Source organism: Streptococcus sanguinis, from assembly GCF_019928825.1.
GTDB lineage: Bacteria > Bacillota > Bacilli > Lactobacillales > Streptococcaceae > Streptococcus > Streptococcus sanguinis_L.
In genome coordinates this window covers 30368-52758 of sequence record NZ_JAHZOP010000005.1, presented here as the reverse complement: position 1 = coordinate 52758, position 22391 = coordinate 30368, and the positions used below count along the sequence as shown (strand labels likewise).

Below are 22391 nucleotides of genomic sequence, written 5' to 3'. Positions count from 1 at the left end.
GGAAACCGACTTCTGAACAAATACAAATTAAAGCATTTTGTTGTAGAATTCAACGATAAGTGCTTCGTTGATTTCTGGGTTGATTTCGTCGCGCTCTGGAAGGCGAGTCAATGAACCTTCTAATTTTTCAGCATCGAATGATACGAATGCTGGACGTCCAAGAGTTGCTTCAACAGCTTCAAGGATTGCTGGAACTTTCAATGATTTCTCGCGAACTGAGATCACTTGACCTGGAGTTACGCGGTATGATGGGATATCAACGCGGTTGCCGTCAACAAGGATGTGACCGTGGTTTACGAATTGACGAGCTTGACGACGAGTAGTCGCAAGACCAAGACGGTAAACAACGTTATCCAAGCGGCGCTCCAAGAGAAGCATGAAGTTGAAACCAAGGATTCCTTCTTTGATTTTTGAAGCTTGAACAAACAAGTTACGGAATTGTTTTTCACCTACACCGTAAGTGAAACGAAGTTTTTGCTTTTCAGCCAATTGCAAACCGTATTCTGACAATTTACTGCGGTTGTTTGGTCCATGCTGACCAGGTACATAGTTACGACGAGCCAATTCTTTACCTGTACCAGTAAGAGAAAGACCCAAACGACGAGCTTGTTTCCAAGATGGTCCTGTATAACGTGACATAAAAATGTCCTCCTGTAAAATATTTTTGAGGAAATAGTCACTTAGAAAGCCCTGATTCGTGCAGAACATTTTCGCCCAAACAGCTAAGGCTACTTTTATAGCTGATGTTCTGTTGACGAGCTCCATGCTTTCCTGCTGCTATTTCACACAAAGGTTATTGTACCATGAATAAATTCAAAAGTAAAGGGGCTCATCCAAAAAATCAAGCCAAAAGGCTTGATTTAGGTTGTTTCTTTAAAGCAAATAAATTCAGGCCATTCCTTCACACTCCCAAAATCCCCAAAATCTCCTGCTTGTATCCCAGCTTCTGCAGTTCTTTATCCTCGCTGTCTGACCAAGTCAGTTGGAGATCTGCAACGATTTGCCCAGGGCGATTTTTCAAAATATAGATACGGTCACTGAGAGCCAGAGCTTCCTCGATGCTATGGGTAATGAGGAGAGTCGTCAGACCCAGCCTACGATGAATATCCAGATACCAAGCATGCAGCTCCATCTTGGTCAGCTCATCCAAAGCACTAAAGGCCTCGTCTAGAAGAAATAGCTTGTGGCCGAACATATAGGTCCGTAGCAGTGCCACGCGCTGTCGCATCCCCCCGCTCAGCTCATGTGGATACTTATCTGCCACATCAAAGAGCCCGAACTCCTTCAAAATCTGAGTTGCCTGCTCCGTCGCTTCCTTTTTGGATACTTTTTGGATTAGCAGGGGTAAGATGACATTGCCCAACACCGTCTTGTGCTCCAGCAGCAAGTCCTTCTGCAGCATATAACTCACCCGACCCTTGGGATTTTCCTGCCCGTCTAGGACAATCCTGCCCGACTGGACCTCCAAAATCCCAGCAATCAGATTAAAGAGGGTCGTTTTCCCGACTCCACTTGGTCCCAAAATCGCTACGACCTGGCCAGCTTCCACCTGTAGACTGATATCTTTCAAAATCTGCTGCTCATCATAAGCATAGCTTACATTTTCAAGTTTAATTTCTGTCATTATTTTATATAATCGTTGCTAAATCCCTTGTCACTCAAGTCATTGTCTACGATACCCTTATCCTTGGCCCATTTGTAAAAGGCATTCCAACGGCTAGCCTCAAACTGACCCCACTTGTCCTTATCCGATGCATATTGCTCAGACAGATATTTTTGAGAAGCCAAGACAAAGTCACGCTTGTTTTTCAACTCTGGCGCATGCTTGATTAAAATATCTGCTGCTTCTTCAGGGTGCTCCATGGCATATTGATAACCCTTCTTAATAGCCTGCAGGATCTTTTTCGCCTCGTCCGGATTCTTCTTGAGATAGTCATTATTAGCAATGATGACAGGAGAATAATAGTCAAACTCCTCTACATAGTCCTTCATATAAAAGAAATTAGTGTCCATGCCCTGAGTTTGAGCCATGATGCCGTCCCAGCCATGATAAATCCACGCTGCATCAAACAAACCATTTTCAATCGGCGTAATAGAGTTGGAATCGTTGTTAGGAACCTTTTCTACCTCATCAAACTGACCACCTTGGCTTTCAACCAAAGTTTTGAGCATGCCTAGCTCCACTGGATCATTCCAGGTGCCATATTTCTTCCCAACCAAATCCTTAGGCCCTGTAATCCCTGCAGACTTCTTTGAAATAATGCCCGAAGTATTATGCTCTACAATGGCCGCGACAGCTGTGATTTCTGCGCCCTTATCCAGTTTTTTAGCCATGGAGTCCTGGAAGTAAATACCAAAAGGCGCCTTGCCGTTGATAATCAGATCCGAACTGCTATCTTCAGGCGGCAACTTGATATCCACATCCACGCCGGCTTCCTTGAAATATCCCTTTTCTTGAGCTACATAAAGGCCGGTATGATTGGTGTTAGGTGACCAGTCTAAGATAAAATCAATCTTTTTATCCTTGCTCTCAGACGTAGATTTCGACTGACCGCAGGCCGCTAGGCCAATGATTGACACGGCAGCCAAACCTGCCAACAAGACTTTATAACTTTTTTTCATCATTATCCTCTTTTCTTTATTTGGAAAATAGAAGAGCTGAGCTCCTATTTCCACTTGATGACATATTTTTCACTGACAGCCACAAGCTTCATCCCCAGAAGACTGATAACTGAAACCAATATGATAATAGCAAACATGGTGTCGTACTGGAAAAGCTTCTTAGACTGAATCATATAAACACCCAAGCCTTCAAAACCGCCCAGCCATTCGGAAACCACAGTCGTGATAAAGGCATAGGAAACACTGACACGCAAGCCCGCATAGAAATAGGGCAAACTAGCTGGAATCTTAAAATGCCAAAGAATCTGCCAGCGATTGGCCTGCATAAGCTCAAAGAGAGTCATAGTATCTCGGTCACAATGCCGAAAACCATCCAGAATACTGACGATAATCGGAAAAGTTGTCGTCAGAATAATGAGCACAATCTTGGGCAAAATCCCATAACCCAGCCAGAGAACCAAGATTGGCGCCAAAGCAATAGTCGGAATCGTCTGCACCACGACCATCATGGGGTAAATTAAATCATTGAGCCAGCTCATGCTGTCCATGAGTATAGCTAGTATACAAGCCAAGAAGACGCCCAAGACTAAACCCAACAAGGCTACTTTTAAGGTCGCCCAGCTATGACTTGCTAGAAATCCAGCATCTCTGATAAAGGCCTGACCGATCTCCAGAGGTGTCGGCAGGATAAACTTAGGCAAGAGCTTGAGCCAGCCCATGACCTGCCAGATGACAAGTACACCCAGCATACCTAAGAGACCGATTTGCTGTCGCATCAGCCTTTGTAGTGCTTTCATTAGAACGATTTTCCTCCCTTCCTGCATTTTGGTGCTGCAATTCTTCAAGATATCACCATCGATAAAGATGATAAAAGAAAAGGCCTTTTCCATATATGGAAAAGGCGCACAAATACCACTATTTTCGGTATGATTCCTACGCTGGCATTACCCAGATCAGGTGCGGTCGAAGCTTACACTTCCTCTCAGACTGTACACAGACTCCCATATATAGGACTATGATAGCGCAATCATCAGCAAATGTCAAGGTTGAAGCTTGGACTCACTCCTTTTCAACGATAAGTAAAGCAAACGATCATCAATCAGTCAAACTTCCCTTTCGCAGCCAGCAAAGTCTCCATAGCCCTGATATTCTCTGTCTCGCTTGTGGATAAGATGGTTTCAAAGCCCAATTCAGCTGCCGTATCTAAGTTAGCCTGAATATCATCAATGAAGACGGATTCCACTGGATCCAGACCATATTTTTTCAACAGCTTGTGGTAAATCTCTACTTCTGGCTTGACGACACCGACCTCTGAGGAAAGGATATAGCCCGACAGCAGTGGGTAAATGGGCAACAAACCAGCTTTTTCAATATGATAAAAAATCTCACAAGTGGTTGACAAGATATAGATTCGATAACCTTGATCAGACCATAGCCGAATCCTTTCCTGTAAACCACTGTAAACATGCACAACCTCATACCAATGATAAAAGATATTCTTAATTGCGGAATGATAAGAAACATCCAGCTGAGTCAGAACCTCCTCACAGGCTTCTTTCAAACTCAGCTCTCCTTTGTCTGTCTTATGCCAGACACCTGACTCAAAAATAGCCTGCCTAAGAACCTGCCGCCGCTCTTTCTCAGGTTCAAAATATGTCAAGATTTTCTCAGAATTCCATTCAATTAAGACATTGCCCAAATCAAAAACCAAATTTTTAATCATGATGACCACCTGTTTTCTTTGCTTATCATCCTCTATATACGTCGATTTGACTGAGGAATTGCTTCAAATATAAGTAAAAAGGCCCACTGGACCTTTCTATTCATCAAAATAACGGATGAGGTTCTTTTCTGTCAAAATGTCAGAATAAGTATAAGACTCCACATAGGTATTGGAAATTTCCCCTGGCTGACCGCCTTCATTGGAATATTCCACGATAAACAAAGACGGATAGACTTCAATCAGACGGCCTTGCTTGCTTTTTTGGCGCTTACGACCGTTTTCCAGCGTCATCTCAACGATTTGTCCTTCATGCGCCTTGATATCTTCTTTGATTTTTTTCATTTTTGCCACATCTGTAAATGCATCACTCATCTTTATTCGTCCTCTCTTTTGGAAATACTTGAGAATTTATTATACTCTTTCTGGAAAATTAACTCAACTGTACCACGCGCCCCACTCCGGTTTTTCTCAATAATGACTTCAACCTTGTTGTTGGGAATGCCTTCTTCCTCCTCACCAGCTCGATCATAATAATCATCTCGGTAAAGGAAGGCAACGATATCCGCATCCTGCTCAATGGAACCTGATTCCCGAATATCAGACAGCACTGGTCTCTTATCCTGCCGCTGCTCCACGCCACGCGAGAGCTGACTCAACGCAATGACCGGCACCTTGAGCTCCTTAGCCAAGATTTTCAACTGCCGGGAAATTTCCGAAACCTCCTGCTGGCGGTTTTCACGACCAGTTCCCGTAATCAGCTGCAGATAGTCAATCAAGACCAGCCCTAAATTGCCCGTTTCCTGAGCCAGTTTTCGAGCCCGCGAGCGAATCTCTGTAATCCGAATCCCTGGTGTATCATCGATATAGATACTAGCGTTGGCCAGATTAGCTGTCGCAATGGTATATTTTTGCCACTCTTCATCTGTCAGTTGCCCCGTACGAATGGAGTGAGAGTTAATCACCCCTTCTGAAGCCAACATCCGGTCCACCAAGCTTTCCGCCCCCATTTCCAGAGAGAAAATGGCTACAGTCTTATCCAACTTGGTTCCGATATTCTGAGCGATATTAAGGGCAAAGGCCGTCTTTCCGACCGCTGGCCGAGCCGCCAAAATGATTAATTCTTCCTCATGCAGACCAGTCGTCATCTTGTCCAGCTCACGGTAGCCAGTCGCAATCCCAGTGATATCTGATGTCTGCAGAGACCGAGCCTCCAGATTGCCAAAATTAAGGTTCAGCACATCACGGATATTCTTAAAACCGCTACGGTTAGCTGTTTCACTGACATCAATTAGGGCTTTTTCAGCTCCAGCGATAATTTCCTCTGACAGACGGTCACCATCGTAGGCTTGATTGATAGACTCTGTCAGACGCGAAATCAGCCGCCGCAGAATGGCCTTTTCTGCAACGATTTTAGCATAGTATTCAGCATTGGCAGATGTTGGCACAGAATTGACCACTTCCACCAAGTAACTGAGACCGCCGATATTCTGCAAGTCACCCTGACTGTCCAAAATGTTACGAACCGTCGTTGCATCAATGGCATCCCCGCGGTCAGCCAAGTCAATCATAGCCTTGAAAATCAAGCGATTGGCATACTTAAAGAAGTCAGCAGGCTCGATATACTCACGAACAAAGACTAGTTTGCTCTCATCAATGAAAATAGCTCCTAAGACGGACTGCTCCGCTAAAATATCCTGAGGCTGAGCTCGGAGTTCATCAATCTCTGCCATCGGTAAATCCTTCCTTCAAATCACTATTATCCTTCTTTAACCCGCAAACGAATCACCCCAGTTATATCCTGATAAATTTTCACTGGAACATCTATCAGACCAATGGAGCGAATCGGTGAGTCCACCTTAATATGGCGTTTGTCAATTTTGATGCCAAACTGCTTCTGCAGCTCTTCTGCTATTTTCTTGCTGGTAATAGAGCCAAAGGTGCGGCCGTCCGGACCAACTTTTTCAGTAAATTCAACAAGAGTAGCTTCTTCTGCTAACTTAGTTTTAATAGCCTGAGCTTCTGCCACTAGTTCAGCGTGGGCTTTTTCTTCGGACTTTTGCTTACCGCGCAGTTCTCCGATAGCCTGGGCTGTTGCTTCCTTGGCTAAATTTTTCTTAATCAGAAAATTTTGAGCATAGCCAGTCGGCATTTCCTTGATTTCGCCTTTTTTGCCCTTGCCTTTTACATCAGCTAAAAAAATTACTTTCATCCTTTTTTCTCCTCGTCTATTATTACTTCCTCTTTAATGACTTGGTCCATAATTTCTTGATTCAGCGACTGAAGGACCTCAGAAACTGTTTTACCTTCAATTTGAGCTGCAGCCAGATTGAAATGACCGCCACCGCCCAGCTTTTCCATAATTCGCTGAACATTGATCTTGCTGCGACTGCGAGCTGAAATAGACACATAGCCTTTGGTATTCTTGCTCACAACAAAAGTGGCTTCAATTCCTGACATAGAGAGCATGGTATCAGCTGCCTTACTGATGACAACCGTATCATAAGTGTTCTCCTCTGGACCAGCTGCTACAATGACATTTGGCAAAATCTTCTTACCATTTAAAATCAGCTCATTAATCGCACGATATTCCTCAAAATTCGTAGCCGAAATATCCTGAATCACAACACTGTCACTGCCACGAGTCCGTAGATAGCTGGCCACATCAAAGGTCCGACTGGTGACCCGAGATGAAAATCCTTTGGTGTCAAGCATGATCCCCGCCATGAGAATGCTGGCTTGCATCTTACTGAGACGATTCTTTTTAGAATTCTGGAACTGAATCAGCTCCGTCACCAACTCACTAGCACTGCTAGCCCCACTTTCGATATAGGCAATCACAGCATTTTCCGGAAAATCTTCATCACGGCGATGGTGGTCGACTACGATAATCTGACTGAATTGATCAAAGAAATCCTTAGACAGAGTCAGAGATATCTTGGAGTGGTCAACCATAATCAAGAGCGAACGATTGGTCACCATATTTACTGCTTCAGAAAGCGGAACCAGATAGTCAGCCCCTTCCTGCTGGAGCTTTGTAATGGAGCGCTCAATGTCAGAAGCCATTTGGGACGGATCATAGACCACATAAGCTTTCTCAATGATATTACTGGCAAAGAGCTGCATACCAAGAGAAGAGCCCAAGGCATCCATATCCAGATTTTTATGTCCGACTATAAAGACCTGATCCACACTCTTAATCTTATCAGAGATCGCAGTCATCATAGCCCGAGTTCGGGTGCGCGTCCGCTTAACAGCTGACGCCGTTCCTCCACCAAAGAAAATTGGGTTCATGTTGTCGTTATTTTCTTTGACGACAGCTTGATCCCCACCCCGAACTTCAGCTAAGTTGAGGTTGAGAAGAGCAACCCGACCGATTTCATCATGATTGCCATCACCATAAGAAAAGCCCATACTGAGTGTCAGTGACAGCTCTCGATTTTTAGCTTCCGTCCGGAATTGATCAATGATAGAAAATTTATTTTCCATCAGCTGTTCCAGCACTGTGTAATCCGTAAAAAGATAGAACCGATCCATGCCAACCCGACGGTAAAACATGTGAAACTGCTCAGAAAATTCTGCCACGAAGTTGGCTACAAAGCTATTGATATGACTGATATCCGTGTCTGAAACGACATCTTCCAAATCATCATAATTATCCACCGAGATAATCCCGATCACCGGGCGCGTTGTTACCAGACCAACAGTGGCTTCGTATTCATTGGATGCATCAAAAAAATAAAACACACTGGATGCACGGTCCAAATAAACCGAATATTTCTTGTCTCCAACCGTAGCATAATGACCAGAGTCTGAATAAGCAGCCTTCATGATATTCTTGAGCATATCTGCATCAAAATCACCATCTTCGGTTGTAAAAATCAGTTCTGCATAGGGATTAAACCACTCTACATCACCATTATCTTCACTGATTTTAATGACACCAACTGGCATCTTATCCAGCAAGGAAGCGAGGCTTCCTTCTGCTTGATGATTGACATAATGAATCTGCTCAATCTCATCTAGCTCGGATACTCTCTGTTGCTGGATAAAAAGCACAATCAAAAGAGCCAGCACAAGCATGAGAGCAGCTAGCATGGCTAAACTATCACCAAAAAGCCTCAGACAGATGGCTAAGATTATAAAGGAAATTAGACCCGCCATCGCCAAGTGAATTGGGGCAAAACGAAATTTTTTCATCATAGACCTCTTATTCCGCCATTTTACCATAAATCCTAGAAAAAAGCGAATTTCTCCCAATAATCAAAGCATTTAACAATGGTAAAGGAAGCGAAAAATAGTCTTTCAAAGTTTACAATCTTGTCAAGCCCTTGTAAATTTACACAAAAAGGCTGCTTCCCAAAGGAAACTCAGCCTTTTACAAGAGTTACTTCGTTTGATTTTTAGAAATGCTTCTAGACTTGCCTTCTAGGTAAACCATCAAAATAGAAATATCTGCTGGATTGACACCAGAAATACGGCTTGCCTGACCAATTGTTTCTGGATTAATTTTCTTAAACTTCTGTCGTGCTTCTGTCGCAATCGAGTCAATATCATCCCAGTCAATATTAGCTGGAATGCGCTTCTCTTCCATGCGCTTCATCTTTTCAACCTGATCGAGAGCTTTAGAAATATAGCCTTCGTACTTAATCTCTGTCTCAATCAGCTCAATGATCTTTTCATCAAGCTCCTCTGCCGCCGGACCAATGAATTGAACCACATCTTGGTAAGACACTTCTGGACGCCGCATAAATTCTTTGACAGTTACTGCATCCGTCAGAGGCTTAAAGCCTAGCGCTTCTACCTTAGCATTTGTTTCCTTGACAGGTTTTAGCTTGATCGATTCCAAACGCTTCATCTCGTTGTCAAATTGATTCTTTTTAATCTCGAAACGAGCCCAGCGCTCATCATCTACAAGTCCAATTTCCCGTCCCATCTCTGTCAAACGCATATCTGCATTGTCATGACGGAGAATCAGACGGTACTCAGCTCGACTGGTCAAGAGTCGGTAAGGTTCTACCGTCCCCTTAGTCACCAAATCATCAATCATGACTCCAATGTAAGCATCACTTCGCTTCAAGATCAATTCTGGCTTCCCTTGGATCTTCAAGGCCGCATTAATCCCAGCAATAATCCCTTGACCCGCTGCTTCTTCATAACCAGAAGTTCCATTGGTCTGCCCTGCTGTAAAGAGTCCTGAAATTTTCTTTGTTTCCAAGGTTGCCCGCAACTGGTGGGGCATGATCATATCGTACTCAATGGCATAGCCTGTCCGCATCATCTCAGCATTTTCTAGACCCTTGATAGAGTGAACCAAGTCCTTCTGTACATCTTCTGGCAGACTGGTTGACAGCCCCTGCACATAAACTTCTTCTGTATCACGACCCTCAGGTTCTAAGAAAAGCTGGTGGCGTTCCTTATCCGCAAAACGGACAATCTTATCCTCGATTGACGGGCAATAGCGAGGACCCACACCCTTAACGATACCTGAAAACATAGGAGCCCGGTGCAGGTTATTTTGGATAATTTCGTGACTTTCTGCATTGGTATAAGTCAACCAGCAAGGAACTTGATCTTTCACATAGTCCTCATCACGAGACGTGTAAGAGAAATGATTGGCCTTTTCATCACCTGGCTGAATCTCGGTCACATCATAATTGATAGATGACGCCTTAACACGCGGAGGCGTTCCGGTTTTAAAACGACCAATTTCAAAACCTAGATCACGCAGATTATCAGCTAAAGGAATGGCTGCTAGACTATGGTTAGGACCAGATGAATACTTGAGATCACCAATGATAATTTCTCCCCGCAAGGCTGTTCCAGTCGTAACAATGACGGCTTTAGCTGCATATTCCTGTTGCGTCGCTGTCTTAACCCCAATGACCTTACCATCTTCTACCAAGATTTCATTAATCATGGTTTGCCGCAGAGTCAGATTTTCTTGATTTTCGACAGTCTTCCGCATTTCTTTGGAGTAGACTTCCTTATCCGCCTGCGCCCGAAGAGCCCGAACTGCAGGTCCCTTACCCGTGTTGAGCATCTTCATCTGAATATAGCTCTTGTCAATATTCTTGGCCATCTCCCCGCCCAAAGCATCTACTTCACGAACGACAATGCCTTTTGCAGACCCTCCGATAGATGGATTGCAGGGCATAAAAGCCAGCATCTCAATATTGATGGTTGCCAAAAGAACCTTACAACCCATTCGACTAGCAGCAAGCGATGCCTCAACCCCAGCATGTCCTGCTCCAATCACGATAATATCATAACTTTCAGTAAAATTGTGTGACATTTCTTTTTCCTTCATTTTTTCACCAAAAAAGGCCAAGTCTCTAGAAGTGCAGGACAAAAAAGCCTGCAACATCCATGAGCTTTGACCATCATAGGTATTGCTTATCTTATTTTAGCAGATTGAGCTGAATTGTCAATCTAAATGTACTGCAAGACTTGACCATTCTTATAAGCTCTGTCAATCAAGCCTCCACCCAGGCACTCATCTCCATCATAGAAGACGACTGCTTGACCTGGAGTAATAGCCCTTTGTGGTTTATCAAAGTTGACAACAGCCTTGTCACCCTTTACAGTAACTGTCACCTTGGAATCCGGCTGACGATAACGGAACTTAGCTGTACATTCCATAGTAAATTCTTCTGGCATTTCTTTTGTGAAATGAACCTGACTAGCGTCAAGACTGGTTGACATCAAATTGTCATGATAAAAGCCCTGACCTACGTAAAGAATATTTTGGCTGAGATCTTTTCCAACCACAAACCAAGGCTCATTATCTCCCCCGTGCTGACCACCAATTCCAAGACCACCTCGCTGGCCAATGGTATAATACATCAAGCCAGCATGCTGGCCCATATCTCGGCCTTCCAAGGTCATCATGCGACCCGGCTGGGCTGGTAAATATTGACTCAGAAATTCTTTAAAATTCTTCTCACCAATGAAGCAAATACCTGTCGAGTCTTTTTTCTTAGCTGTAGCTAAACCAGCTCTTTCAGCAATTGCTCGAACTTCTGTTTTTTCTAAATGACCCAGAGGAAACATAGTCTTTTGCAGTTGTTCCTGTGATAGTTGGCTTAGGAAGTAAGTCTGATCCTTATTGTTGTCCTTGCCACGCAGCATGTGAACCAAGCCATCTTGGTCTCTCTTCACCTGAGCATAGTGACCCGTTGCAACGTAATCTGCACCCAGTGTCAAGGCATAGTCAAGGAAGGCTTTAAACTTGATTTCCTTGTTACACATGACATCTGGATTTGGAGTCCTACCAGCTCGGTATTCCGCCAAGAAGTATTCAAAAACGCGATCCCAGTACTCTTTCTCAAAGTTGACAGAGTAGTAAGGAATGCCAATCTGATCTGCAACAGCAGCTACATCCTTGTAGTCCTCTGTGGCTGTGCAGACACCAAATTCATCTGTGTCGTCCCAGTTTTTCATGAAGATGCCAATTACATCGTAACCTTGCTCTTTCAAGAGCAAGGCAGTTACTGATGAATCAACACCTCCGCTCATACCAACAACGACACGAATCTTAGAGTTATCACTCATTGTGTTCTCCCATCTTTTCGTTATTTCACGATTGAAGGTCGTGCTGTGCTTTCAACGATTGAAGGTCGCTTGAGCAAGGCCTATTATAGCATGAAAGGCCTAGGAAAACAAATCAGAAATTCAACTAGAATTATCAACTGTAAAGAATGTTTACAAAGTTGTAAATTCATTGATTTTCTCGTTTACTTTCCTATCTAATGAAATTTTATAATCTCCACTTTTAATTCATTTAAAAAATCAGCAGAAAGCCCTTAACTTTGTTATAATGAAAATAATAAATAAGCTGCAAGGAGAAATCATGACTTCACTAAGATTTCAATCTGTTTTTGATATTATCGGACCTGTGATGATAGGTCCATCAAGCAGCCATACGGCAGGTGCCGTCCGTATTGGAAAAATTGTCTCCTCTATTTTTAACGATGAGCCAACAGAGGTAGAGTTCCAGCTCTTTAACTCTTTTGCCAAAACTTACCGAGGTCACGGAACTGACTTGGCTCTTGTAGCAGGGATTTTAGGTATGGATACAGATGATCCAGAGATTCCTAACAGCCTTGAAATCGCCCATAAACGCGGTATCAAGATTGTCTGGACCATTCAAAAGGATAGCAATGCACCTCACCCAAATACGACAAAGATTACTGTCAAAAATGACCATAAAACAATCAGTGTGACTGGAGTCTCTATCGGTGGCGGCAACATTCAAGTAACAGAGTTGAATGGCTTTTCAGTATCTCTGAGCATGAATACTCCGACCATCATTATCGTCCACCAGGATGTCCCAGGTATGATTGCTCATGTCACAGAAGCTCTATCACGCTACAATATCAATATAGCTCAGATGAATGTCACTCGTGAGAAGGCTGGAGAAAAAGCGATTATGATTATTGAAGTCGACAGCCGCAGCTGTGAGGAAGCCATCGATGAAATTCGTAATATTCCTCATCTGCATAATGTGAATTTCTTTAAATAGGAGAAAATATGTTTTATTCCATCAAAGAATTGGTAGAACAAGCTGACTTGGATTACCAAGGAAATGTTGCTGAATTGATGATTGCTACCGAGTATGAATTGACTGGTCGTGAAAGAGATGAAGTCCTGCGGTTGATGCATCGCAATCTGGAAGTCATGAAAGCCTCTGTCCTTCTTGGACTCGATGAGAGCAGGTCTCGAAGCGGATTGACTGGTGGAGACGCGGCAAAACTTGACCATTATATCCAGTCAGGAAAGGCTTTATCAGACCACACTGTGCTGACTGCTGCAAAAAATGCTATTGCTGTCAATGAGCATAATGCTAAAATGGGTTTAGTTTGTGCCACACCAACGGCCGGCAGCGCTGGCTGTCTGCCAGCTGTTCTCACATCTGCAATTGAAAAGTTGGGACTCTCAGAAGAAGAACAGCTAAACTTTCTATTAGCCGCAGGTGCTTTCGGCCTCGTCATTGCCAATAACGCCTCAATTTCGGGTGCTGAAGGTGGCTGTCAAGCTGAGGTCGGCTCCGCTTCTGCTATGAGTGCAGCTGCTTTAGTTCTGGCTGCTGGAGGTTCACCTTTTCAAGCCAGTCAAGCTATTTGTTTTGTCATTAAAAACATGCTGGGCTTGATTTGTGATCCAGTAGCTGGTCTAGTGGAGGTGCCTTGTGTCAAGCGAAATGCCATGGGAGCCAGCTACGCCTTTATTGCAGCTGATATGGCTCTTGCGGGAATCGAGTCTAAAATTCCTGTTGACGAAGTCATTGACGCTATGTATCAAGTTGGGTCAAGCCTGCCTACTGCTTTCAGAGAAACAGCTGAAGGCGGTCTAGCTACAACACCTACAGGACGCAGACTTTCAAAAGAAATCTTTGGAGAATAACCTTTACAAATTTGTCAAGTAGATTTACTAGATAGTAAACAAGGAGACAAGATGAATCATTTGAAATATATCTTCTTTGATTTGGATGGAACTTTAGTTGACAGTTCAAAGGGCATCCAAGAATCATTTGAATACAGCTTTAAACAACTTGGAAAAGAGTGTCCTGAAGAAAGTATTATAAAAAGTTTTATGGGTCCTCCTCTGGAAGTAAGCTTCGCTTCTGTTCTTGAAGAAAGCCAAGTTCCAGAAGCAATTAACTATTATCGCAGCTTCTATAAGGAAAAAGGCATCTGGGGCGTCCGCCTCTATGAGGGGATACCAGAATTGCTGAAACAGTTAAAAGAAGCCGGCTATCAGATTTATGTAACAACGAGTAAAAATCAACCCACAGCACAAGATTTATTAGCAAATCTAGCTATCTCTGACCAATTTGATGATATTTTTGGCTCACTGCCAGATTCATTCCACAAAGCAGATGTTCTGCGCCGAGCCCTGCAAACACTAGATGCAAATCCAGAAGAAACCATAATTATAGGCGATACAAAGTTTGATATAATTGGCGGTAAAGAAGTAGGGATCTCAACTCTAGGAGTTCTTTGGGGGTTTGGTAGCCAAAGAGAGTTACTAGAAAATGGAGCAGATTTGTTGTCTAATTCTCCCAAGCACATTTTAAAAATATTGAAAGAGCACTTTTCATAACTTTACATAGCTGTCAATCTAGATAAGATTGTTACCTTTAAATCTTAATCTACACTACCATTTTCTGCTTATAAATAGTCAATTTTTTGTAAACCAAAAACCACAGAAATCTGTGGTTTTTTATTTCTATTTTAGTAACCCCAAGCTGAAAGTCCTTGAGCACTGTAGGCACTATATGCTGATTGGATTTGATCATCAACAGTAGCTGTTGATCCCCAACCTGGCATTGTTTGGAAAAGACCACTTGCACCTGAAGGATTGTAAGCATCTACTTGACCATTTGATTCACGGGCAATGATAGCTTCCCAAGTTGATGCAGGAACACCAGTCATTTCTGCCATACGTGATGCTGCATAAGAGCCAGTTGCACCAGCAGTATTACCATTGCTCAGTACAAGGCCTCCTGATGTTGCTGCTGAATTAGCTGTTGCTGCAGGTGCTGCATAATTATTTACGGGAGTTGCAGTTGCTGCTACGCTTGTTTCAGACGTTTTGGCACTATTTCCAAGTTCCAAGATTTGACCAACACGGATGTGATTTGGATCTGCAATCTTGTTTAACTCTACTAATTTCTCAAGAGTTGTATTTTTTTCGTTAGCAATAGCTGATAAAGTATCACCGGCTTCAACTGTATAGGTCTCAGCATTCGCAATACCTGAAACCAAGAAAGCCGCTGCAGCGACTGCACCTGTTAAAGTCCATTTTGCTGTTTTTTTGTTCATTAAAATGTAATTCTCCTTTCGGTGATAATACTATCTTACACATAAAATATTACCAAAAAGTTACATTACCAAGTCAAACGTTACAAGAACATTTAGTTTAGACGTTAAAAACAGACTTTTACAGCTTTTTTGCCAAATATTTTCTTTGACCAAGCAAAAAATAGACAAGTTTAACTTATACTATTCTCTAAAGACACTTTAAACAACAGGTCAGTTTTTCAATATATAAAGTAGAATACCTAATATAAATAAGCTAATAATAGCCAAGCTGTCATTTCTTTTCCATGCCAAACGGCGAAAACGTGTCCGGCCCTCACCTCCATTATAGCCACGAGCTTCCATGGCAATCGCTAGAGCATCTGCCCTTTTAAAACTAGAAGCAAACAAAGGGATTAGAATGGGAATAATAGATTTAACCTTTTGAACAAGCTTTCCCTCGCCAAAGTCAACACCACGCGCCCTCTGAGCATTCATAATCCTAGTAGTATCATCCATTAAAGTTGGAACGAAACGTAGGCTCATAGAAAGCATCAGGCCAATCTCATGTGCTGGCACCTTGAAAACCTTCAGAGGTTTCAGCAAAGACTCTACGGCATCAGACAAGCTTAAGGGTGTCGTTGTCAGAGTCAGAAGAGTAGAAAAGAAAATAATCAGAATAAAGCGGCTAAAAATAATGCCGGCCTGTGACAGTCCTAGTTCTGTAATTCTGACAAAAGCGAATCGAAAGATTGTGGCCCCTCCCGAGGTCAAAAACAGCTGAAACAAGGTGGTAAAAGCTATGATAAAAACCATGGACTGGATACCCTTTAAAAAGAACTTCAAAGGAACCTTGGACAGCAAGACCAAACTAAAAACGAAAACAAACAACAGCAGATTGGTCACAAGATTATTAGCCCAGAAAATTAATAGAATAAAAAGAAACATCGCCAGCAACTTGCTCCGCGGATCCAAACGATGGATGATTGAATTTCCGGGAATATAGCGACCTAAAATCAACTTATCCATGCAAGATCTCCTTGAATTCTTCAATTGTAATAGGATAATGCGAGAAATTCATCCCTTTCTCCGCCAATTCGTGAGCAAATTTTGTAATCTTAGGAACACCCAATTGAATACTCTCCATAAAATCAAGATCTTGAAAGACCTGAGCAGGCTGACCACTCTTGACTACTCTGCCCTTATCTAAAACATAGACTGTATCAGCAAAGTTTGCTACATCATCCATTAGGTGAGTTACCAAAACAATGGTCATTCCAGCTCGATGCAGCTCTTCAAAGAGCCTCATCAGTTCTTTTCGACCGGATGGATCAAGTCCTGCTGTCGGCTCATCCAAAACCAAGATATCGGGCTCCATGGCTAGTATACCAGCGATGGCTACCCTACGCATCTGGCCACCAGAAAGTTCGAAAGGACTGCGATTGAACAAATCCTCAGAAATCCCGACCAAGTGCAGCTTTTCACGCGCCAAAGCTTCCGCTTCTTCCTTAGAAACACCAAAATTCTGAGGACCAAAAGCCACATCTTTCAAAACTGTTTCATCAAAAACTTGACTTTCTGGAAATTGAAAGACCAGACCGACCTTCTTGCGCACCTGTTTAATGTCTTTATTGACAGAATCAGCTGTGATGACTGTACTGCCTACTTCAACACTACCCTGATTGGGAACCAGCAAGCCATTTAAAAGCTGAAGAATGGTTGACTTACCGCTGCCAGTATGCCCGATAAGAGCTGTATAACTGCCCGATTTTATCTCCAAATCCACTCCAAAAAGCGCTGGTCCCTCAAAAGGAGTGCCAGCTTGATAAGTATAACTTACATTTTTGAGAGTAATGCCCATAGTTGATCCTGCAATTCTTTTTCTGTTAAGTAAGAGTCTGGCAGAGGAAACCCTGACTGACGCAAAGCCGCCTTTACCTGATTAACAAATGGCTGATCCAATCCTAGCTCTTCCAAATCTTCTCGAGAAAAAAGCTCTCTCGGGGTAGCGGTAGATTCAACCTGACCCTCTTTCATGACCAAAACACGGTCGCTTAAGGCTATTTCATCCAGATCATGAGTGATAGAAATGACGGTCAGCTGATTACCATCTTTAATTTTTTTCACGGTCTGGATAAGATCCAAACGCCCCTCTGGATCCAACATGCTGGTTGCTTCATCCAAAATAATAATATCCGGTCTTAGAGCTACCACACCTGCAACAGCTACCCGCTGTTTCTGACCTCCAGAAAGACGAGCTGGTTCACGCTCCTTAAAATCCTGCATGCCGACAAGCTCTAATGCCTGCTGGACTCGCTCTACCATCAGATCATAGTCCAGCCCTTGATTTTCCAAACCAAAGGCTACATCGTCTTCTACAGTTGCACCGACAAACTGATTATCTGGATTTTGGAATACCATGCCAATCTGTCTGCGTTTTTCCCAGACGTTTTCAGCTGTTAGCTTATCGCCTGAGATAATAATATCTCCGCTTTCCGCTTCTAAAAGACCGTCAATCAAACGAACTGTGGTTGATTTTCCACTCCCATTATGACCGACAATAGACAGCCATTCCCCTTTTTTTACTTGAAAGGAGACATCATTTAAAGTGTAATTCTCAGACTCACTATCATATTTGTACTTAAGATTTCTTACTTCGATGATATTTTCCATATTATTTAAAGGTATCTTTAAAGAGATAGGCACTTCCCTTGAAGTAGTCATATCCAGAATAAATCGTAAAGATTAAAGCGATATACAGAAGGACTTGCCCTAAGAGAGTCCAATGAATCAGTAGAAAAATAATAGCAAACATCTGCGTGAAGGTCTTGATTTTACCTGGCATAGCAGCCGCTAAGACTGTACCGCCTGTTTCCACTAAAAGCAAGCGTAGACCTGTTACTGCCAATTCCCGGCAAATAATAATAGCCACAACCCAGGCAGGAGCCATTTTCATCTCGATCAACATGATAAAAGCAGACATCACTAAAAGCTTATCAGCCATGGGATCAGCAAATTTACCAAAGTTTGTTACCACTTCCCACTTTCGAGCTAAATAACCATCTAGATAATCAGTTATACTAGCAAAAGCAAAGATAAAAGCTGCCAAAATATGCATGATGGAAGAATGACCGAATGTTAAAATCACAACAAATACAGGGATTAAAGCAATCCTGACAAGAGTTAAGGCATTTGGAATATTTTCTTTTTTCATGGGATTCCCTTCGTTTTTATCCTTTCGTAATGTTCAAACTAATGGTTCCACTATCGCTAGTCAAAGCCGAAGTATCTAGTTTTTGTCCCTCTATCGTCACAGTTGCTCCTTTAACAGGTGCTATCGTAATAAGATACTTATTGCCTGGCTCAAGAGCAACCGTCTGGCTTGATTTTTCAGGAGATAAGGTGATGCCTTCGGCTAGTTCGGAATCGCTTATGCTTACCAAATTGGTCGTTTGCTCCACAGAAACGGTCACTTTGACAGGCTGACTTGCTCCGCTGTACTCAGCAGTCAAATTATCTCCGCTTCCACTAACTGTCAATTTACCAGCTGAGGAAGAAACTGACTTAGAATCAGCCGAAGAAAAGGAACTCTTCTGACTGTTAGTGCTTGTAGAGGAAACCAGACTATAATTGTTGTTAGATGCTTTGAAACTTACCGAATTGGTGTGAGCATAGCTCCAGATATAGTAAGCTACGAAAGCAGCAATAGCTGAAGCTAATAAGAGAAAATAGAACAAGGGCAGAAAAGAGCTTTTATTTTTATTTTTTCTGCTCCTAAATTCCTCATCTGCTGCCAGTGCCACTTCATCAAAGACAATCATCTCACCAGCTTCGTAAGCCTCCAGAATAATAGATTCATCCAAATCTACAGCCCAAGCATATTTACGTAAAAAGCTGCGGGCATAGAAAGGACTAGGAAGCAAATCATAGTCATTTCGTTCCAGCGCTTCCAGTAAATCCTGCTGGATATCTGTCTTTTTTGACAATTCCTCTAAACTCAGCCCTTGATTAGTCCGGGCAAGCTTCAACACTTCTCCTATCGTTTTTTTTCTCATACGTACTTTTCCCTTATTTATATTCTTCACTATTTTAACAAAATTTTAAAAACGATTCTGGAATTATTTTGGAAAAATAGTGAAATCTGTCATATCACACTGATCGATAAATCGATGACCTAGTTTTATCACATCATTCAAGCTGATGTCCTGTAAAATTTTCGGCAAATCAAACAGATTCTCACCCGTCAAATACGGTTCATATTGGGTTGCAATATACTCAAGCGAGTTTAAACCGTGCAGAAAATCACCAAACATCTCACTTTTAATCGTATCCAAATGCTCTTCTGTCACATCCGGATCCTTGTCAAAATTCTTGATAGCTGAGCGAAATTGATGAGAAAGTCCCACCGGTTCCTGAGTGTCCATCGTCAGCATGACAAAGTGAAAATCTTTTTCTACTTCCACTTCCAGCGTTAAAGAATTGTCCATTTTCCCACTTTCATAGAGGGACTGGAAACGCTTGGAAGTCCAGCCAAACATCATGGCAAATAAAAGTTTCAAAGTGATTTTATAGCAATACAACTCCGATTCATCAACAAAGTCTGTCCCTCGAATTCCAACTGCCAGTTTTGGACTAGCCACCTCCATTCGGTAGGTATCCGTTGATACCACTGGGTGAAGGGTAACAGGAATTTTTTCAATAGGTTCCGAACTCCCAGGAAAAACTAGTTTTTCCTGCTGTTCAGCAATCTCAGCAGCTATCTGTTCCAAATCAAAATTACCAATTACAAACAAAGTCATATTAGAAGGATGATAAAAGTTCTTGAAATTTTCCTTCAAATTTTCGACGGTAATCTCAGAGATGGACTCTTTCGTTCCTGCAATGTCTTCTGCCAGAGGTGTTTGAGGATAGAGATTGGCCAAGGCTCCAAAAAAGAGACGATAATCCGGATTATCCTGATACATTTCAATTTCTTGGCCGATAATATCCTGTTCCCGCAAAATGGATTCTTTTGTAAAATCAGCCCGATGCACCAGTTCTTGCAAAAGCTGTAGATTTTCTGAAATGTTATCTGTTGCAGAAAACAGATAGCTGATCCGAGTAAAGCTTGTAAAGGCATTGCTCTCAGCCCCTAACTTAGTAAATTCCAGCAGCAAATCCTTTCCCTGCGGGCCTTCAAAAAGCTTATGTTCCAAAAAATGAGCTATTCCAGCCGGATATTGAGTGACCTGCTTGGTTTCACGTGAAACAATCCCTGTATCCACTGAACCAAAATTAGTTGAGATAATCCCATAAGTTTCATTAAAATCATTTTTAGGCAGAAGAAAAACACGCAAACCGTTTGCTAATACTGTCTGATAGACAATTTCTCCTACTGCTGAATAATTGATTTTTTCTAGCACTTCTCCCTGCATTATTTTCCTTCCATAAAGTAAATAGCTTGTAATTTTAAGAGACCAGCTGCCTTGATAATATCATCCTTACGAACCTGTTCCAAAGCTTTCAGCCAAGCTTCAAGAGATAAGAATTTGTTCCCTAAAACAGAAGCCATATAAGCTCTCTCTAAGATTGTATTCTGTCGATCCTGAGCTAACAATACCGAATTTCTCAGCATTTTCTTGGTTTGATTCAGTTCTTCCTGACTAAAATTCCCACGCTTCAAATCAAGAATCTGTCGGTTGATTAAAGCAACTGTTCTGGTCCGATTGCTGCGGTCAATACCAGCGTAAATCCGCATCATTCCTGAAAAAATATCAAAATTGCTAGAAATTGTATAAGCCAGCCCTTCCCTTTCACGAAGATTGACAAATAATTTCGAATGGGCAAAACCACCTAGCAAAGCATTTAAAACGACCAAAGGCAGGTGCTCACTCTCTCCGTACTGAATAGGGAAGTGATAGGCTAACTCAATAATTGACTGATGCACATCCTTCTGCTCCAATCCTTCTCGCAAAACATTGGAATATTCTTGTTGATAAACTAACTGAAGTTCTTGCTGACGAGGTGCAAAATTGAAAGATTGAATTTTCTCCCGAACAGCCACTTCATTAAAGTCCCCAATAAAGAAAAAGTCAATCTGATTTTCCTGAAGCATCTGCTGAAAAGCAGCAAAACTGCTTACAGCGGTCTCTTTCTGGATTAATTCAATCGTCCCAACACGAGGCATCTGCATTTCCTCTTCTTCATAAAAGAGTTTATCTAATTCTCGATGAGCATGATAAAAATGATTCTCAATTTCTGCTTCCAAATCATTCAAGATATTTTTCTTCTCAATTTCAAAAGCAGATTCATCAAAAGCGTCCTGACTTACCAATGGAGAAAACAAGCTAGCTTTCAAAAAATCAAGCATGGCATCTGTCAGGACATTTTTGCGACTCAAAAATTTATCCCGTACAAAAGAAAGATTGATATCTAAATAATGGACCAATCCTCTCCTTGAAAGACTCGTAGAATAATCAGCTCCATACAAATTGGCCAAACGTTCTCTGAAAGCCTGCGAAGTAGGATAAACAGCATTGACAGTCTCTAGCATGCTAGCTGTTAAAACCCGACCAGCTACTGTTTCTTTGGACATAGGCGCTGAAAAACGAACCCTAATTTTGTTTGTTTTAAATTTTTCTGATTGAATAAAATGGAGACGAACTCCTTTAGTGATTTCCATGACGCCCCTCATACTGAATAATATAGACTACTATTATATCATGAAATGCCTCTGATTTGTTTGTTCCACCAAGCTTTTTGCTGATTAAAACGTTTTCTGATAACAGGAGAAAATTTCCACTTTTATCCAAAGCACCTCAGCACTTTTTACTAACAAATATGGTATAATGGCAGGGTTGAGGTGAAATATGGAATATAAATTATTTGATGACTACATCACGCTACAAGCACTTTTAAAAGAAACAGGAATTATCCAAAGCGGTGGAGCAATTAAAACATTTCTAAGTGAGTATCCAGTCCTTTTTAACGGTGAGCCAGAAAACCGCCGGGGGAAAAAACTCCGTGTCAATGATAGGATTTCCCTTCCTGAGCAAGGAATTGAAATTAATCTGACAGCTCCTAGTCAAGAAGAAATTCTGCAACACCAGAAAGAAATCGCAGAAAAAAAACGAGTTGCTGAACTTGTCAAAGCCATGAATAAGGATTTAAAAAAATCTCAGACTTCTAAAAAAGAAAAGCGTAAGAATACAGGGATACCTAAAAAGCAGAAAACTACTAAAAGCCCTGTTCGCTTCCCTGGTATCTAA

The 22391-nt window shown here is 42.1% G+C and carries 23 protein-coding genes; 4 read left to right on the top strand and 19 right to left on the bottom strand.

All coding sequences use genetic code 11. From position 1 onward, the window contains the following. Positions 1 to 27: 27 nt before the first annotated feature. The 11 genes from rpsD to mnmA all read right to left on the bottom strand — a co-directional run bounded on the left by rpsD (position 28) and on the right by mnmA (position 11896). On the bottom strand, positions 28 to 639 hold the full coding sequence (gene rpsD, locus K1J09_RS10230; RefSeq protein WP_168956587.1) for a 30S ribosomal protein S4: 612 nt from the start codon (positions 637 to 639) through the stop codon (positions 28 to 30). Between the two features lie 262 nt (positions 640 to 901). Continuing rightward, entirely contained in the window at positions 902 to 1624 is a 723-nt protein-coding gene (locus K1J09_RS10225; RefSeq protein ID WP_223323925.1) for an ABC transporter ATP-binding protein, read from the bottom strand. Further along, complete coding sequence (locus tag K1J09_RS10220; protein ID WP_223323926.1) at positions 1624 to 2622, bottom strand: ABC transporter substrate-binding protein; 999 nt, start codon at positions 2620 to 2622, stop codon at positions 1624 to 1626. Before K1J09_RS10220 ends, K1J09_RS10225 begins: the two co-directional genes overlap by 1 nt. Before the next feature lie 44 nt (positions 2623 to 2666). Further along, a complete protein-coding gene (locus tag K1J09_RS10215) occupies positions 2667 to 3446 on the bottom strand; it encodes an ABC transporter permease (protein ID WP_223323942.1) in 780 nt (259 codons plus the stop codon). A gap of 275 nt (positions 3447 to 3721) precedes the next feature. Further along, positions 3722 to 4345: an HAD family hydrolase gene (locus tag K1J09_RS10210; protein ID WP_223323927.1), complete on the bottom strand. Its 624-nt coding sequence runs from the start codon at positions 4343 to 4345 to the stop codon at positions 3722 to 3724. 96 nt (positions 4346 to 4441) lie between these two features. Next, on the bottom strand, positions 4442 to 4717 hold the full coding sequence (locus tag K1J09_RS10205; RefSeq protein WP_002894239.1) for a Veg family protein: 276 nt from the start codon (positions 4715 to 4717) through the stop codon (positions 4442 to 4444). A gap of 2 nt (positions 4718 to 4719) precedes the next feature. Then, the gene (gene dnaB, locus K1J09_RS10200; protein WP_002894241.1) at positions 4720 to 6075 is read right to left on the bottom strand and encodes a replicative DNA helicase; all 1356 of its coding nucleotides are present in this window, start codon (positions 6073 to 6075) and stop codon (positions 4720 to 4722) included. A gap of 26 nt (positions 6076 to 6101) precedes the next feature. Then, positions 6102 to 6554 (bottom strand): 50S ribosomal protein L9, encoded by a 453-nt coding sequence (gene rplI, locus K1J09_RS10195; RefSeq protein WP_176799729.1) that lies wholly within the window; start codon positions 6552 to 6554, stop codon positions 6102 to 6104. Then, positions 6551 to 8542: a DHH family phosphoesterase gene (locus K1J09_RS10190; protein ID WP_455710595.1), complete on the bottom strand. Its 1992-nt coding sequence runs from the start codon at positions 8540 to 8542 to the stop codon at positions 6551 to 6553. Before K1J09_RS10190 ends, rplI begins: the two co-directional genes overlap by 4 nt. Before the next feature lie 187 nt (positions 8543 to 8729). Next, the gene (gene mnmG / locus K1J09_RS10185) at positions 8730 to 10637 is read right to left on the bottom strand and encodes a tRNA uridine-5-carboxymethylaminomethyl(34) synthesis enzyme MnmG (protein WP_223323928.1); all 1908 of its coding nucleotides are present in this window, start codon (positions 10635 to 10637) and stop codon (positions 8730 to 8732) included. 137 nt (positions 10638 to 10774) lie between these two features. Continuing rightward, on the bottom strand, positions 10775 to 11896 hold the full coding sequence (gene mnmA, locus K1J09_RS10180) for a tRNA 2-thiouridine(34) synthase MnmA (RefSeq protein WP_223323929.1): 1122 nt from the start codon (positions 11894 to 11896) through the stop codon (positions 10775 to 10777). Between the two features lie 298 nt (positions 11897 to 12194). Here mnmA and sdaAB point away from each other — a divergent pair, with 298 nt between their 5' ends. From sdaAB to K1J09_RS10165, 3 genes are read left to right on the top strand one after another with little or no spacing between them, the layout of a single operon-like run. Then, entirely contained in the window at positions 12195 to 12866 is a 672-nt protein-coding gene (sdaAB, locus tag K1J09_RS10175; RefSeq protein WP_002899403.1) for an L-serine ammonia-lyase, iron-sulfur-dependent subunit beta, read from the top strand. A gap of 8 nt (positions 12867 to 12874) precedes the next feature. Next, on the top strand, positions 12875 to 13747 hold the full coding sequence (gene sdaAA / locus K1J09_RS10170) for an L-serine ammonia-lyase, iron-sulfur-dependent, subunit alpha (RefSeq protein WP_223323930.1): 873 nt from the start codon (positions 12875 to 12877) through the stop codon (positions 13745 to 13747). 51 nt (positions 13748 to 13798) lie between these two features. Then, on the top strand, positions 13799 to 14446 hold the full coding sequence (locus K1J09_RS10165; RefSeq protein WP_223323931.1) for an HAD family hydrolase: 648 nt from the start codon (positions 13799 to 13801) through the stop codon (positions 14444 to 14446). A gap of 131 nt (positions 14447 to 14577) precedes the next feature. On the opposite strand, the gene K1J09_RS10160 is transcribed toward K1J09_RS10165, so the two are convergent. The 8 genes from K1J09_RS10160 to yfmF all read right to left on the bottom strand — a co-directional run bounded on the left by K1J09_RS10160 (position 14578) and on the right by yfmF (position 21805). Continuing rightward, entirely contained in the window at positions 14578 to 15168 is a 591-nt protein-coding gene (locus K1J09_RS10160) for a LysM peptidoglycan-binding domain-containing protein (protein ID WP_002894257.1), read from the bottom strand. A gap of 210 nt (positions 15169 to 15378) precedes the next feature. Then, positions 15379 to 16173 carry an energy-coupling factor transporter transmembrane component T family protein gene (locus tag K1J09_RS10155; RefSeq protein ID WP_002894259.1) on the bottom strand — a complete coding sequence of 265 codons (795 nt, stop codon included), beginning with the start codon at positions 16171 to 16173 and terminating at the stop codon, positions 15379 to 15381. Beyond that, positions 16166 to 17005 (bottom strand): energy-coupling factor ABC transporter ATP-binding protein, encoded by an 840-nt coding sequence (locus K1J09_RS10150; RefSeq protein ID WP_002894262.1) that lies wholly within the window; start codon positions 17003 to 17005, stop codon positions 16166 to 16168. The genes K1J09_RS10155 and K1J09_RS10150 overlap by 8 nt, the downstream gene beginning before the upstream one ends. Beyond that, complete coding sequence (locus K1J09_RS10145; protein WP_223323932.1) at positions 16981 to 17817, bottom strand: energy-coupling factor ABC transporter ATP-binding protein; 837 nt, start codon at positions 17815 to 17817, stop codon at positions 16981 to 16983. Before K1J09_RS10145 ends, K1J09_RS10150 begins: the two co-directional genes overlap by 25 nt. Position 17818: 1 nt before the next feature. Further along, positions 17819 to 18358 (bottom strand): CDP-diacylglycerol--glycerol-3-phosphate 3-phosphatidyltransferase, encoded by a 540-nt coding sequence (gene pgsA / locus K1J09_RS10140; protein WP_002894267.1) that lies wholly within the window; start codon positions 18356 to 18358, stop codon positions 17819 to 17821. Between the two features lie 16 nt (positions 18359 to 18374). Next, positions 18375 to 19229, bottom strand: a complete 855-nt coding sequence (gene rodZ / locus K1J09_RS10135; protein ID WP_002894269.1) for a cytoskeleton protein RodZ — start codon at positions 19227 to 19229, stop codon at positions 18375 to 18377. A gap of 33 nt (positions 19230 to 19262) precedes the next feature. Next, positions 19263 to 20558 (bottom strand): EF-P 5-aminopentanol modification-associated protein YfmH, encoded by a 1296-nt coding sequence (gene yfmH, locus K1J09_RS10130; RefSeq protein ID WP_223323933.1) that lies wholly within the window; start codon positions 20556 to 20558, stop codon positions 19263 to 19265. After that, positions 20558 to 21805, bottom strand: a complete 1248-nt coding sequence (gene yfmF / locus K1J09_RS10125) for an EF-P 5-aminopentanol modification-associated protein YfmF (RefSeq protein WP_302479832.1) — start codon at positions 21803 to 21805, stop codon at positions 20558 to 20560. The genes yfmH and yfmF overlap by 1 nt, the downstream gene beginning before the upstream one ends. 187 nt (positions 21806 to 21992) lie before the next feature. On the opposite strand from yfmF, the gene yaaA reads away from it, so the two are divergent. Continuing rightward, positions 21993 to 22391, top strand: coding sequence for a S4 domain-containing protein YaaA (yaaA, locus tag K1J09_RS10120; RefSeq protein WP_002894275.1), 399 nt, complete (start codon positions 21993 to 21995; stop codon positions 22389 to 22391).